Below are 13,237 nucleotides of genomic sequence, written 5' to 3' on the forward strand. Positions count from 1 at the left end.
GCATCCGAGAAACTGAGCGGGGAATGGCGTTAAACGCCGCAGCCAGGTCGGCGCTTCCCCCTGAATGGCTCAAGAGATCCTCGGCTCAACAAGAGGAGCATCGCATGTTCAACATGAAAAAATTACCCTGGGTTCTGATGGCACTGCTGGCGCTGAGTGGTTGCGACCAAGCGCAAGACCGCCCTGCACCGCCGTCTTCGTCATCTGCCACCGCGCCGGTACCACTGGTGCAAAATAGCGGCCTACCACAGAGTGCCGCAAGCACTCAGCAGTTGTACTCACTGCTCGGTCCGATCGCCCTGTTCCCGGATAATTTGCTGGCACAGGTCCTGGCAGCCAGCACCACGCCCGATCAGGTTACCGCCGCCAATGCCTGGCTGCTGCAAAACAAAAGCCTGACCGGCAGCGCACTGACGCAGGCAGTTAATGCGCAGCCCTGGGCGCCGGCGGTAAAAGCCATGGTGACCTTCCCCGGCGTGCTGCAGCAAATGGCACAGAATCCGGGTTGGACTCAGGCACTGGGCAGTGCTTATAGCCAGGATCCGAGCGACGTGATGAACGCCGTTCAGCTACTGCGCCAACGCGCCAGCAACAGTGGTGCGTTGAAAAGCAACGCACAACAGCAAGTTATCGTTACCGCTAATAACGCGGCAGGCACGCCCGCGACTGCGGCCAATAAAACCCTGGCTGCACCGACCCAAACCATCGTCATCAAACCGGCTCAGCCAAGCGTGGTATATGTGCCCAGCTACGGCACCGCCGTTTATGGCAATCCGCCAGTGGCCTACTATCCGGGCTATGCGCCACCACCGGCTTACAGCACCAGTGACATGGTGGCTACCGGGTTGATCAGCTTTACCGCCGGGGTCATGGTCGGGTCGATGTTCGATAATAACTGGGGTGTGCACTGGGGCGGCAGCCCGGTAGTGGTGTATAACAACCGGACCTTTATCAGCAATAACGGTTGGCATCACAACGGATATGGACCACGCGCGCCCTTCAGCGAACCGCACTTCTTACCGGCGCGCAGCAACTTTACCCCACGGCATGTCACGCCCCTGGATCATCAGGATCTCCGTTCACCGACCTTCGATCCGCATCGCAATGCCGAGCGTTACGCAGGCCCAGTGCGTACCACGACACGCCAGCCGGAACGTCATCTCGAACATGCCCTGCCCCAGCGCAGCAGCGGATTGCAATCCGAACGTCATCTGGCCCCCGGACCGGTGCGCTTGTCCTCCGTGCATCAACCCCAGTTCCAACGTGAGCGTGATGTGCGTCCCTTCAGCGATGGCGCATCCCACCCGGCATTTTCCACCGCGCTAAACCACTCGTGGGGGGATGGACATCTCTTCGGCGGGAATAATCATCGCCGCCGGCTGTAATCGCACTCAGACAACAGTCCACAGCAGATGTCGGGCTTTTCACAATGTCCGCGTATACACTCGCGAAGCCTCACCCCAGGGGTGATAGCCCAGCCCATTGAAGGCAAACCCCTGTTTCTCGTAGTAGCCTTCCAGATCGGTGCACAAATGCAACTGCGGGAAGCCGAACTTGCGCGTCTCCTCCGCCACATGATTAATCAGTTGTGAGCCATAACCGCGCCCGCGGTGCTGCGGCTCCACATACAGCGCACACAGCCAGGGATAAAGTTCACCACGGCTAATAAAGTCATTGGTGATCAGCCCAGCACAGCCCAGAATTTGTTCGTTATCCATTAACAAATACCACTGCGGCAACGGATTGACCGCGCCAATGCATCGGGTGATGGCATCCTCATACATCATCAGGGTCTCTTCCGTGGCCCAATGTTGTTGGAAGTAGCGAATCGCCTGAGATTTAAACTCGGGTAACTGACGCACCGAAATCATCTTCATATCCGTTCCTGAGGTTAGTTTTCATGCTTTTTCCGGTCGACGATTATGCGACAGCCGACACGGGTTATCACTACCTTTATTATAGGAATCAGTTGGATGTGCGGATAATATGGTAGCACTGCCCGAATATCCGGCAGCGGTTTACCCCAACAGGAGTCGTTATGACACAAAATATTTATGACAATCAGGCCTTTTTCGACGGCTATGCCCAGCTCAGCCGCTCGGTACACGGGCTGGACGGCGCACCAGAATGGCAAAGCATCCGTAGCATCCTGCCGGACTTGCAGGGTAAAAAAGTGGTCGATCTTGGCTGTGGTTATGGCTGGTTCTGCCGCAACGCACGTGAACAGGGCGCCGCCAGCGTTTTTGGCTTAGATCTGTCGGAGAAAATGCTCGATAAGGCACGGACGATGACAGAGGATAGCGGTATTGAATACCGCCAACAGGATCTGGAACAGCTTCAACTGCCATTGCTGTCTTTTGATCTGGCTTACAGCTCACTAACGCTGCACTACATCAAAGATCTGGCACGGCTGTTCGCCACGGTTTATCAGGCGCTGGTGCCGGGCGGGCAGTTTATTTTCACCGCCGAACACCCGATTTACACCGCCCCAAAACAGCAGGGCTGGCTGATGGACGAAAACGGGCAAAAATCCTGGCCGGTCAATGGTTATCAGCAGGAAGGCCAGCGCATTTCCAACTGGCTGGCGGAAGGGGTGATCAAGCAGCACCGCATGCTCGGCAGTTACGTGAACTTGCTGGTAAAGCAAGGCTTCGTCGTCACCTATCTGAATGAATGGGGTCCTTCGGCACAGCAAATCGCAGAAAATCCGGCGCTCGATGAAGAACAAGAACGCCCGATGATCTTTATTCTGGCCGCCCATAAACCCGCGTAGTTAGCATTCGTCACAGTAAATACTTAACACATCCAATATTGGGGAGGCTGCCTCCCCCAAAGTCACCTATGGCCCAGCCTTCAGGCACGGATATCCTGATATTCCGGCGTCGTATCAAACTCGTGTTTGGCGAACGGGCACAGCGGAATAATTTTACGGTTTTCCGCCCGCATTTTCGCCACCACCAGCGCCACCAGCTTTTTACCGACGCCCTGACCTTTCAATACCTCATCCACCCAGGTGTGATCGATAATGGTTAATTTGTCTCCGCTCGGTACAAAGGATATCTCGGCGATCATTTTTCCCTGCCGATCGTTTATATAAAAACGTTTCTCGTCTGCCAGAATCTCAAGATCCATAAATTTATCCCATTTTAAAAATACATAAATTTATACCCTATAGCTTTCAAGCTGCAGCTAGGCGCCCAGCTCGCTCATCCCCAGGCGCTTACTTGAGTAAGTAACTGGGGTGAGCGAGTGCAGGTAACAACGCTGCAGCTTGAAAGATGACGGGTCTAGAACAAACCTGATATTAGTCTACTATTTAATCAGTAACACAACATAATTGTGACAGTGGCTGAGGAGTTCAAAATGGGTGAAGGCTCAAAAGACGGCGTTATTCTGCTATCCCGAATATTGTTGATGATCCTGTTTATCATTTTTGGCTGGATGAAATTGACCAGTTTTGGCGCAACCGTGACAGCGATGGAAGGGTACGGCACGCCAATGCCCTATTTAGCGGCGATCATCGCCGTGGTGGTTGAATTCTTTTTTGGCATCGCGCTTATTCTCGGGTTATTTACCCGGCCTATCGCGGTTATTTTTGCCGTTTATGTTCTCGGCACCGCCTTTATCGGTCATCCATTCTGGAAAATGACCGGTATGGAAATGATGGGCAACGAAATAAACTTCTTTAAAAATATCAGCATTATCGGCGGGCTGCTGCTGTTGGCGGTCACCGGTGCTGGGCGTTATTCGCTGGATTATAAATTCTTCAATAAATAGCTTTATTCAGCCGGCGGCACCGCTGCCGGCTGTTCCTCCGCAATACCCTAACGACTGCGCTTGGCGTGACGCTCGAAATTGTCGGCTTTGGCCTGCGCCGATTTACGCAGCGTGACGTAGCAAGCACCTTCCCCGCCGTCACGCGGCAACGCGCGGCAAAAGGCCTGTACCTGTTCAAACTGCACCAGCCATTTGGCGAGATAACTGCGGATGATGTTGGCATGGCTTTCATCTTCGCGACCACGGCCGTGGACAATCAACAGCGAGCGCAAGTTTTGCTTTTCCGCCTGAACAATAAAGCGGAACAGCGCTTGTCGACAGGCCTCTACCGACTGTTTCAGCAGGTTCAGGCTGGCCTGTGGCGGATAGCGCCCATGGCTTAACTTGTCCAGAACGCCCTGCTGAATGCCCTCGCCTTTGTATTCCAACGGGACTTCGCAAGGGATCAACTCAAGAAAACCGGTGCTGAGAAAGTTTTCCTGCCGCAGCGCCTCGGCCTCACGGCGTGCGCTTTTATCCACTGTCTCCTGCGGCTTGAGGTACAAGGTCTCGGGGGCGCTGGATAACGGGATCACATCCGCCATCGCCTGTTCAAAAAAGTCTTTTTCCTGGTTGCTCATCGCTCTGCCACTCCTAGACTGGGCCTTTAATGCCGGGAATGACCCTGATTGTAAGACGCCTCACCCCGGTTGCAAGCCGGGAATTTTCCGCAATCGTCGTCAACGGGTGAGGTTCTGTGCAGTTTTCGTTATACTGCTAAACCATTATTGAGTGCCGCAAAGGATCGATCCCATGAAAATGCGCGAGCTGGAAACCCAGTTTCAAAATGCCATGAGCGAGTTGCAGGCCAGCTTCGAAAAGCAGCATCGTGAATGGCAGCACAGCTATCAGGCACTGCAGCAGTTGCTGGAAGAGGCTAAACAGCGCGAAGTCGCATTGCGTATGCAAAATGAACAGTTGGTGCGCAAACTGAGCACCGCCAGCTCAGTGCCGGAACAGCACGCGTTAGTGAAGCAAATCAAAATGCTGGGCGCTCATCTGGACGCGTTGGCCAAAGATGCCGCCACCTTCAACCACCACCTGCACAATCAACAGCGGGCAGCCGACAACTTCAGCGGCGAACAGCGTTGACACCGGGCGCTGTCACGCAGCGCCTCCTGCCAAATACTGGCGTTCTGAGAGTGTAATAAATCATAAATGACCTGGATCATCATCGCTGCCCTGATCGTTGTATTTATTATTGGCTACCGCATTCTGACTTCCGATACCCGCAAAGCCATCGACTCTCTGGCCCACCTGCTGAAAGTAAAACCGATGCTGATTGAATCCATGATTCAGGAGATGGGCAGTCGCAACAGCCAGACCTTTATTCGCGTGTTGAACAACGGCTACACCGAAGAGATGCACCAGGCGGCCTATTTGCTGTTTATCTACCTGACCTTTATCAAGCAGGCGGATGACCAACAGATCGCCCTGTGGCGGGAAACGCTGCTGCGCGCCGGGCTGTCGCCGGAACTGCATGCCGAACACACCGAGGCCGCGCTGTTTTACTTTGCCGATCTGGATATTGACGCTTTCGAACTGGCGCAGTTTCGCCGCGCTTACAATGAGCGTTTTAATCAGGAAGCAATTGCGAATTGGTAAGAGTGTGTCCCCCGCAGGCGGGGGAAGCATTACTGGAACATGCTGTAGATATAGCGCGAAAGCGCATCACGCGAGCTGAAGCCGTGTGGAATGCCGTAACGCGCACTCGGGGCATCGCTGCTTAAATCCAGGGGAAACTCAAGATACTGATTGCTGATGCGTACCGGCGAGGTCGGCGTGGCAAAATGCACGCTTTTCTCTTTCAGCGCCGGGTGGATCACCAACGCGGTTCTGCCCATCCGCGCTTCACGATTCACATATACGTAGTGCTCACCCTTGCGGTAACCATAAGACTGGTCGGTGACATAATCACGCTCAAAGCCAGTATTCTCCAACACTCTAGCCACTTCATCCGGCCGTAAATACATCGATTTCTCCTCTCGTTCTGGACCGCTGAGCGACCTTACCGTAATCATGAGATGAAACAATAAATTTTTCGGTATGGATGTTGGTTTAGGAATAATCCTTAATTATGGGTTTTGCCGGTTTTGCACCAGTAACCGCAGCGTCAACAGCACGCCCAAAAACACCATCAACGCTGCCGCCAGATAGATCGACGGCACGCCCATGTGGCTCATCAGCAGCCCGGCCAGCGGCCCGGTGATCCCCAACGCCAGATCGAGAAACGCCGAGTAAGTGCCCAGCGCGGTGCCCTGATTCTGCTGCGGCACCTGTTTCACCGCCTCCACGCCCAGCGCCGGGAATACCAGCGAGAAACCGGCACCGGCCAACAACGCGCCCGCCTGCACCATCAACGGATCGCTGGCCTGCCATATCAGCAGCAGCCCAACAATCTCGATCAGGAACGACACCAGCGTGACCTTTAAGCCGCCGTGACGATTAATGGTCTGGCTGAAGATTAAACGGATACCGACAAAGGCAACGCTGAACAGCGTCAGTGAGAATGCCGCCCCGCTCCAGCCCTTATCAGCATAATAGAGAGTGATAAATGTGGCGATCACGCCAAAGCCCACGGTGCCCATCGCCAGTCCGAGGCCATAGGTCCAGATGCGGCCGAATACCGCGCTAAAGGCGAGGCGTTTGCCGGCAGTGATCGAAACATTGGGCTTGGCACTCGCCAGCCACAGCGAAATCGCGACGGCCAGTACGATCAGCGCCGCCACCCCGGCCAGCCCCCATTGCTGGTTAAGGTAAACGCCGAGCGGTGCTCCGGCCGCCATAGCACCGTAAGTCGCCACCCCGTTCCACGAAATCACCCGAGCGGTATGCAGCGGCCCCACCAGACCAATGCCCCACAGCGTGGAACCGGTGCTGGCAAAGCTTTCACCGACGCCAAGAAATACCCGGCCAATACACAGCAAAATCAAGCTCAGCAGCGGCATACCGACAAACCAAAAAGCCATGGCGTAAAACAGACCACTCACCCCGCAGCAGGCCAGGCCGAACAGCACCACCTTTTTCGGCCCGAGCTGATCGGCATAGCGTCCGGCATGCGGGCGGCTAAACAAGGTAGCGAAATACTGGGCGCTGATAATCAAACCGGCCAGTACCGAGTTGTACCCCAATTCGTTATGCACAAACCCCGGTAATACCGCCAACGGCAAACCTATGGTCAGGTAACAGACAAAGGTAAACATCACCACGGACAGAATCCGTTGGTTAAGCTGAAAGTTGTTTTCTTTAGAACTGACGGCGGTCATCGAAGGTGGCTCGCATTAAACCGGGTAGGCAACAGCACTCAGCATACCCGGTCGGGGGTCGATCATAAATCTGCGAGTTATAACCAATTATTATTTAACTCAACTTTTGCTGCCTGCGCCATTCGCTCGGGCTAATGCCCTGAATGCGCAGAAACTCACGGTTAAAGTTGGATTTAGTGGTGAATCCGGCCTTTTGCATGATATCTGTCACAGGATCCTCACCGTCCAGCAGCCACTGGGCCGCCTGGCGGATGCGCAGTTGATTCACATATTGCGACACATTCATGCCCGTATGACGGTTGATCGCCTGTGAAACCCGCCGCGTCGGCAAACCGACCTTGCGCGCCAGGCGGGCCAGATTCAGTTCAGGCTCCAGATAGAGGTCGTCCTGCCGCAGCCGCTGCTGCACCCGGTCAAACCACTCAGCCAGTTGCTCCTCGTCTTCGGCAACCTCCTGCGTCGGCTCCGGCAACGGCTCTACCGGGCTGTCTGAGGGACGGCTGCGGGACAACACCAGACACAGACTTACCGCCACCAGCAGATTAACCAGGGTCGCCAACCTGCCGGCGTGACGCCCGTCGAACAGTGAAAAATCGAGCGTAATCACCAGTTCGGCCGCCGCCACGGCCATCAGCAAGATGCCCAGCCCCTGCCACAGCCGATAGCTGAGCCAGCTTTCCGCCAGCGCCACCTGCTGCAAAGCGTTCTCACCGCGCCGTAGCGCGTACAGCAGCGCCGCGCCGTAGCCCAGATAAGCGCCAGCGATCAGCACATCCAGCCAAAAAGGCGCGAACAAGCTCGCCAGCAGCGTCAGGCATAGTGACATCAGGTGCCCGAGTTCGCGTCGCCGCAGCCTGCCCTGGGTGCTGACCAGAAAGGCCAGATAGGTCAACGTAGGGATCGCCACCGCACCGAAGGGTTGCAGTCCATTAAACTGCGCCACGCCATAGCCATAGCGGATCCCCACCAGCAGGCTTTGCCAGGCGCACAGCAACAGCAATAACTGGAAGACCCAGCGCTGCGGCCTTGGTCGTCCCAGGCGATACAGCAGCCCCAGGCACAGCAGGCCAAATAAAAAAGTGAGGGGGATAAGCGGCATCGTCGGCATCTTGTTGTGTTCACACAGAAATGGCAGTGTACTGTTAAAACAAACCTTTAACGACCCGGATCGCGATCGAGGTCGCCGGATAACGCCCCTCATGCCACCCTCTCGAGGTCAACATTTGAGGAGTAAAAATGAACAGAGCGTTGTTGTTGTGGATACTGCTGTGCGGCATTGCCAGTGCCACCCCCTATCAGGTTGCCACCCGCGATCAAGTCTTTCAGGCCGGTTCGCGTTCGTTGAACAGCCGAATTTATTACCCCACCGCCGAGATGGATGGGCAACGGCTCACCGGTGCGAATAAGGTCTTTACTGGCATCAGCAGCCGGCCAGATGCGCCGGTGGCGAACGGACACTTTCCGCTGATCGTGATCAGCCACGGCAGCGGCGGCAATAACAGCAGTCAGGCCTGGCTGGCGGCGGCGTTAGTCCAGCAGGGAATGATTGTCGTGGCAGCCAATCACCCGGGTAGCACCACCGGCAACTCGGTTCCGGCGCTCTCCGCCAAACTGTGGTTACAGACCGAGGATGTTTCCGGTTTGATCAGCGCCATCACCGCCGATCCTCAGTGGAGTCAAGTCGTCAATCGCCAGGTCATTGGCGTTATCGGCCACTCCAAGGGCGGTTACAGTGCCATTGCCGCTATCGGTGGGCGAGTCCGGCTGGCCGATTTCATCAGCGGCTGCAAACAAGCTCCGCAGTCACCCAACTGCCAGTTTTATACCCGGGCCAAAGTTGATTTAGAAGTGCTCTCCGCCCGGCAATTTGATGCTGATTATACTGACCCGCGCATCCGCTTTGCCGTCGCCCTCGATCCCGGCATGGTGCCTTATCTGTTGCCTGGCAGCCTGCGTCAACTCAACGCCCCTTTATTGGTTATCGAACCTCAAGGTTTCGAACCTGACAGCCAAATACCCGGTCTTGGCGGTGCCACACTGGCCAAAGACGCAGGACAGCAACCGATTGATGCACTACGGCTGTCGAACGGTAACCATTTTGATTTTATTCCGCTTTGTCAGCCGAATGGACGCCAAATTCTGGCTGCAGAGGAGAAAGATGCAGAGGTGTTATGCGCTTCCTCCAATACACAGCGTGAATGGGTACACCAGAAGACATTAACGGCCATCATGGCGTTTATTCACCCGTGGCTATCCGCGCCCGCAGGAAATCAATAAACGCCCGCACCTTCTCCGGCACATGGCGGGTATTGGGGTACAGCGCATAAATGCTTTGGGCCGGAAATTGATGGTCTGCCAGCAGCGGGCACAGTTTGCCTTCGGCAATGGCGGGCCGCACCAGCCATTCGGGCAGTAATGCCACCCCGGCACCGTGCAGGGCAAACGCCAGCAGCGCGGAGGCACTGTCGCCCATTAGCGTGGCGGCGTCTTCAACCTTGAATAGCACCGCCTGCCGTTCCGGGGTAATCACCTGCCAGCTCAACGGTGAACTGAGACGGCTGTGGGCGATCCACTGCGCCTGCGCCAGTTGCGCCAGCGAGCCAACCGGATGACGGACCAGATACTCCGGCGAGGCGACCGGCAGGATGGCAAAACTGTCGAGCCGCGCCGCATGGTGGCTAGAGTCCGCCAGTTGCCCCAGCCGGATCGCCACATCGAAGCGTTCCGAAATTAAATCGGCATGATAAGAAGAAGAAACGTGCTGAATACGCAAGCGCGGATGCAACCGGGAAAATGCCGCCAGTGCCGGCACCACCACCTGCGCGCCGTATTCCGGCGTAGTGGTGATTCGCAATACGCCACTCAGACCGTGGTGATCGCGGCGCACGTCATCCAGCACGTTTTCCGCATCCTGCAGCAACCGCAGGCAGCGTTGATAGAAGCGTTCACCGGCATCGGTCAGTGCCAGCCGCCGGGTACTTCGCACCAGCAACGACACCCCCAACTCGCTTTCCAGCTGTTTGACATTGAAACTGACCGCCGCCTTGGTTTGCCCCAACGCCACCGCCGCAGCGGTAAAGCTGCCGGCATCCACCACCGCCACAAAGATCGCCAAACGCTGCAGGTTAAGCATAGTGCCACGCCTTACTGTCAAAATTATTTTGACAGTGTAATCGTTCGCAGCCGATTTATCCGCAGTTTCCCGCCCGCTACACTGCAGGCCTTCAACCGGAGGCCCCATGCCCTATCGCATCAAAGTCGCAATCGTCTATCTGCTCGGATTTTTTGTCGATCTGATCAACATGTTTATCGCCAACGTCGCTTACCCGTCGATCGGTCATGCGTTGCAGGCTTCGGTCGGTGAACTGGCCTGGGTCAGCAACGGTTATATTCTCGGCCTGACGCTGGTGATCCCGCTCAGCGCCTGGCTGGCACAGCGCATCGGTGGACGGCGGGTATTCTTGCTGTCGCTGACGCTGTTTATGCTGGCAACAACCGCGGCGGGCTATGCCGGCTCAATTGGCGAGTTGATTGGTTGGCGAGTGCTACAAGGTATGGGGGGCGGTTTGCTGATCCCGATCGGTCAAACGCTAACCTATCAACTGTATCGCAGCCACGAACGCGCCGGGCTTTCCGCCGCCATTATGCTGGTTGGCCTGCTGGCACCCGCGCTGTCACCGGCGCTGGGCGGACTGATTGTTGACAGTCTTGACTGGCGCTGGGTGTTCTTCGCCAACCTGCCACTGGCAGCGCTGGCACTGTTGCTGGCCGCGCTGTGGTTGCGCCCTCAGGCAGCCGAGCTACAACGCAAGCCACTCGACGTTAACGGATTGTTCAGCGCCTGCACCGCTCTGACGCTGATCCTGCTGGGTCTGACCCGGCTGGGTGATGCCGATGGCCTGCTGCAGGGCGCTTTGCTGTTGGCCGCCGGGGCGCTGACGCTGGCTTATTACCTGCGGCGCAGCCTGTGCATCGCCCAACCGCTGCTGAACCTGCGGCTGATGCAAGATCCGCTGCTGCGCACCTCTATGATGATTTACCAGTGTATTCCCGGCCTGTTTATCGGCGTCAGTCTGGTGGCCATGCTGTATTTGCAAAACCAATTGGGCATGCGCGCCGCACAGGTCGGCAGCCTGATGCTGCCCTGGTCGCTGGCCTCGTTTCTGGCCATCACCCTGACCGGCAAGAAATTCAATCGCCTTGGCCCGCGGCCGCTGTTTATCGTCGGTTGTCTGCTGCAGGGACTGGGGATTCTGACGCTGTCGCAGATTGCTCACGCCGGGGACTACGGATTGCAGTTGACGGCCTTCGCCCTGATGGGCTTTGGCGGCAGCCTGTGCAGCAGCACAGCACAGAGCAGCGCTTTCCTGCAGATTGCCGATGAACAATTGGCGGACGCCAGTGCACTGTGGAATATCAATCGTCAGCTCAGCTTTTGCCTGGGTGTCGCCCTGCTCAGCCTGCTGTTAAATCTGCTGCTTGAGCATTTTTCGCCTGCTGCCGCCTACAAAATCTGTTTTTACCTGGCCGCCGCCAGCACGCTAGTGCCGCTGTTGCTGTGCCTGCGTATCGCTAACCGTGCCATCGTGCACCGTCTCAACACTCAACAGGAAGCTCCATGAACCGATATTTTACCGAAGTGATCGACGCTCACGTCGCCATTGAAAACTGGCTGGAAAAAGGAATGGGGGAGGAAACAGCGCTGCTGGCGCGTTTTGATCCGGCCTTCAGCATGATCGCGCTGAACGGCAACCGACTGGATTTCACCGCACTGAGCGCCTTTTTCCATGCACATCGCGCTGCTAAACCGGGGCTGGAAATTACTATAGAAGAGATGACGTTAGTGGCCGAGTGGCCAACGGGGGCGGTGGTTAGCTATCGTGAAAAGCAAATGTTGCCTGGGCAGGCGGCAACGCTACGCAACTCCACAGTGGTGTTTGAGCAGGGTCAATCCGGGTTGGTCTGGCGGCACCTGCATGAAACCACGCTGGCACAGTAATCAGAGAAAACCGTCTGCCAGAAACAGCTCCCAGGCGACAATCAGCCCACACAGGGTAACGGCGCTGAAAATCACTTCGAACAGATAGCGATTGATCATCATGGGCTAGCCCTAAAAAGTAAACACCCGGCAAAACCGGGTGTTTACATAGCGTCTGGATGCGGAGGTACCCGCAGACTTCACTTATTTAGCGGCTGGAGCTACTGCTTTTTTGGTAGCTTTGTGGTGTTTTTTAGCGGCCTGAGCTTTCTGCACTGGCGCTTTTTTGCTTACTTTGTGGTGAGTTTTAGCAGCCTGAGCTTTCTGGGCTGGGGCTTTTTTGCTCACTTTGTGGTGAGTTTTAGCAGCCTGAGCTTTCTGGGCTGGGGCTTTCTTGGTCGCTTTGTGGTGCTTTTTAGCGGCCTGAGCTTTCTGTGCTGGCGCTTTCTTGGTTGCCTTGTGGTGCGTCTTCTTATGATGAGTGGCTTTAGCAGGTGCCTTCTCAGCAGCAGCGGCTGGTGCAGCAGTAGTGGTTGCAGCCGGAGCAGCCGCCGCCGGAGCTACAGCATCAGCAGCGAAAGCAACAGAAGACAGACCCATGGTAGCAGCAACGATCAGGGCTAATACTTTTTTCATCTTTAATTCCTCAGAGTGTTTTTTCAGTAAGCCCCGCTGGGCCGTTGAAGCAGATATTAGAGGAATCGCTGAGCCGCTTCCGTGAGTGATTGGTTTCGCCGAGTAACCAAATGTACAGTGGCCGTATGGCCGACGAACATGGCGTTTTTTCCGTGATCGCCAACACGTTTTAATAAATGGTCTACACTTAAAAGACATGTGTCGAAACGGAGAATCGAATGTTTAAGAGATCAGAAAAAGTAGAACGCGACATCGATCAAGACGTCACCCTGCTGGCGGATACGCTGGATGAGGTGCTACGCGAATCCGGTGACAAGACCAAAGAGGAACTCAAAGAGCTGCACAGCAAGGCAAAAGGCGTATTACGCGATGCCCGGGCACGCTTTAATGGTTCCAGCAGTCTGACACAGCACGCTCGCGATGCCGTCGAACAAGCCGACAGCTATGTGCGCGACAAACCTTGGCAGGGCGTAGGGATCGGGGCCGCAGTTGGCATCGTCCTCGGCGTGCTGCTGGCCCGGCGTTAACACCCCTTGCAGTC

At 56.0% G+C, this 13,237-nt stretch carries 17 protein-coding genes; 9 read left to right on the plus strand and 8 right to left on the minus strand.

Annotation, left to right across the window (positions count from 1 at the left end):
* Window positions 1–104: 104 nt before the first annotated feature.
* Window positions 105–1,385 (plus strand): DUF3300 domain-containing protein, encoded by a 1,281-nt coding sequence (locus F8R23_RS18615; RefSeq protein ID WP_151415889.1) that lies wholly within the window; start codon window positions 105–107, stop codon window positions 1,383–1,385.
* Window positions 1,386–1,424: 39 nt separating this feature from the next.
* On the opposite strand, the gene F8R23_RS18620 is transcribed toward F8R23_RS18615, so the two are convergent.
* Window positions 1,425–1,877, minus strand: a complete 453-nt coding sequence (locus F8R23_RS18620; RefSeq protein ID WP_115183963.1) for a GNAT family N-acetyltransferase — start codon at window positions 1,875–1,877, stop codon at window positions 1,425–1,427.
* A gap of 161 nt (window positions 1,878–2,038) precedes the next feature.
* Here F8R23_RS18620 and F8R23_RS18625 point away from each other — a divergent pair, with 161 nt between their 5' ends.
* Complete coding sequence (locus tag F8R23_RS18625) at window positions 2,039–2,773, plus strand: class I SAM-dependent methyltransferase (protein WP_151415890.1); 735 nt, start codon at window positions 2,039–2,041, stop codon at window positions 2,771–2,773.
* Between the two features lie 80 nt (window positions 2,774–2,853).
* Here the strand turns inward: F8R23_RS18625 and F8R23_RS18630 are convergent, their stop codons facing one another.
* Complete coding sequence (locus F8R23_RS18630) at window positions 2,854–3,132, minus strand: GNAT family N-acetyltransferase (RefSeq protein ID WP_012146411.1); 279 nt, start codon at window positions 3,130–3,132, stop codon at window positions 2,854–2,856.
* A gap of 231 nt (window positions 3,133–3,363) precedes the next feature.
* On the opposite strand from F8R23_RS18630, the gene F8R23_RS18635 reads away from it, so the two are divergent.
* Window positions 3,364–3,777 (plus strand): DoxX family protein, encoded by a 414-nt coding sequence (locus F8R23_RS18635; RefSeq protein WP_085118394.1) that lies wholly within the window; start codon window positions 3,364–3,366, stop codon window positions 3,775–3,777.
* Between the two features lie 47 nt (window positions 3,778–3,824).
* On the opposite strand, the gene smrA is transcribed toward F8R23_RS18635, so the two are convergent.
* Window positions 3,825–4,397 (minus strand): DNA endonuclease SmrA, encoded by a 573-nt coding sequence (gene smrA / locus F8R23_RS18640; RefSeq protein WP_129938912.1) that lies wholly within the window; start codon window positions 4,395–4,397, stop codon window positions 3,825–3,827.
* A gap of 172 nt (window positions 4,398–4,569) precedes the next feature.
* Between smrA and F8R23_RS18645 the strand changes: the two genes are divergently transcribed.
* Together F8R23_RS18645 and F8R23_RS18650 are read left to right on the plus strand one after the other, a co-directional pair.
* On the plus strand, window positions 4,570–4,908 hold the full coding sequence (locus tag F8R23_RS18645) for an MbeD/MobD family mobilization/exclusion family protein (protein ID WP_099062725.1): 339 nt from the start codon (window positions 4,570–4,572) through the stop codon (window positions 4,906–4,908).
* 66 nt (window positions 4,909–4,974) lie between these two features.
* Complete coding sequence (locus F8R23_RS18650) at window positions 4,975–5,421, plus strand: DUF1198 family protein (protein ID WP_085118398.1); 447 nt, start codon at window positions 4,975–4,977, stop codon at window positions 5,419–5,421.
* Window positions 5,422–5,450: 29 nt separating this feature from the next.
* On the opposite strand, the gene F8R23_RS18655 is transcribed toward F8R23_RS18650, so the two are convergent.
* The 3 genes from F8R23_RS18655 to F8R23_RS18665 form a co-directional block, all read right to left on the minus strand.
* Entirely contained in the window at window positions 5,451–5,789 is a 339-nt protein-coding gene (locus F8R23_RS18655) for a DUF2002 family protein (RefSeq protein ID WP_012146416.1), read from the minus strand.
* Between the two features lie 102 nt (window positions 5,790–5,891).
* Window positions 5,892–7,082, minus strand: a complete 1,191-nt coding sequence (locus F8R23_RS18660) for an MFS transporter (RefSeq protein ID WP_112348558.1) — start codon at window positions 7,080–7,082, stop codon at window positions 5,892–5,894.
* Window positions 7,083–7,176: 94 nt separating this feature from the next.
* Complete coding sequence (locus tag F8R23_RS18665) at window positions 7,177–8,190, minus strand: helix-turn-helix domain-containing protein (protein WP_129937443.1); 1,014 nt, start codon at window positions 8,188–8,190, stop codon at window positions 7,177–7,179.
* A 128-nt stretch (window positions 8,191–8,318) separates the two neighbouring features.
* Between F8R23_RS18665 and F8R23_RS18670 the strand changes: the two genes are divergently transcribed.
* Entirely contained in the window at window positions 8,319–9,359 is a 1,041-nt protein-coding gene (locus F8R23_RS18670; RefSeq protein ID WP_129937444.1) for an alpha/beta hydrolase family protein, read from the plus strand.
* On the opposite strand, the gene F8R23_RS18675 is transcribed toward F8R23_RS18670, so the two are convergent.
* Entirely contained in the window at window positions 9,319–10,215 is an 897-nt protein-coding gene (locus F8R23_RS18675; RefSeq protein ID WP_129937445.1) for a LysR family transcriptional regulator, read from the minus strand. The two genes, F8R23_RS18670 and F8R23_RS18675, sit on opposite strands and share 41 nt — an antisense overlap.
* A 106-nt stretch (window positions 10,216–10,321) precedes the next feature.
* Here F8R23_RS18675 and F8R23_RS18680 point away from each other — a divergent pair, with 106 nt between their 5' ends.
* Together F8R23_RS18680 and F8R23_RS18685 are read left to right on the plus strand one after the other, a co-directional pair.
* The gene (locus F8R23_RS18680; protein ID WP_129938911.1) at window positions 10,322–11,704 is read left to right on the plus strand and encodes an MFS transporter; all 1,383 of its coding nucleotides are present in this window, start codon (window positions 10,322–10,324) and stop codon (window positions 11,702–11,704) included.
* A complete protein-coding gene (locus F8R23_RS18685; protein ID WP_129938910.1) occupies window positions 11,701–12,081 on the plus strand; it encodes a DUF4440 domain-containing protein in 381 nt (126 codons plus the stop codon). The genes F8R23_RS18680 and F8R23_RS18685 overlap by 4 nt, the downstream gene beginning before the upstream one ends.
* Window positions 12,082–12,264: 183 nt before the next feature.
* On the opposite strand, the gene asr is transcribed toward F8R23_RS18685, so the two are convergent.
* A complete protein-coding gene (gene asr / locus F8R23_RS18690; protein WP_129937448.1) occupies window positions 12,265–12,696 on the minus strand; it encodes an acid resistance repetitive basic protein Asr in 432 nt (143 codons plus the stop codon).
* A gap of 218 nt (window positions 12,697–12,914) precedes the next feature.
* On the opposite strand from asr, the gene F8R23_RS18695 reads away from it, so the two are divergent.
* A complete protein-coding gene (locus tag F8R23_RS18695; RefSeq protein WP_099062733.1) occupies window positions 12,915–13,223 on the plus strand; it encodes an ElaB/YgaM/YqjD family protein in 309 nt (102 codons plus the stop codon).
* The last annotated feature ends 14 nt before the right edge of the window (window positions 13,224–13,237 follow it).

The organism is Serratia proteamaculans, assembly GCF_008830365.1.
Classification (GTDB): domain Bacteria; phylum Pseudomonadota; class Gammaproteobacteria; order Enterobacterales; family Enterobacteriaceae; genus Serratia; species Serratia proteamaculans.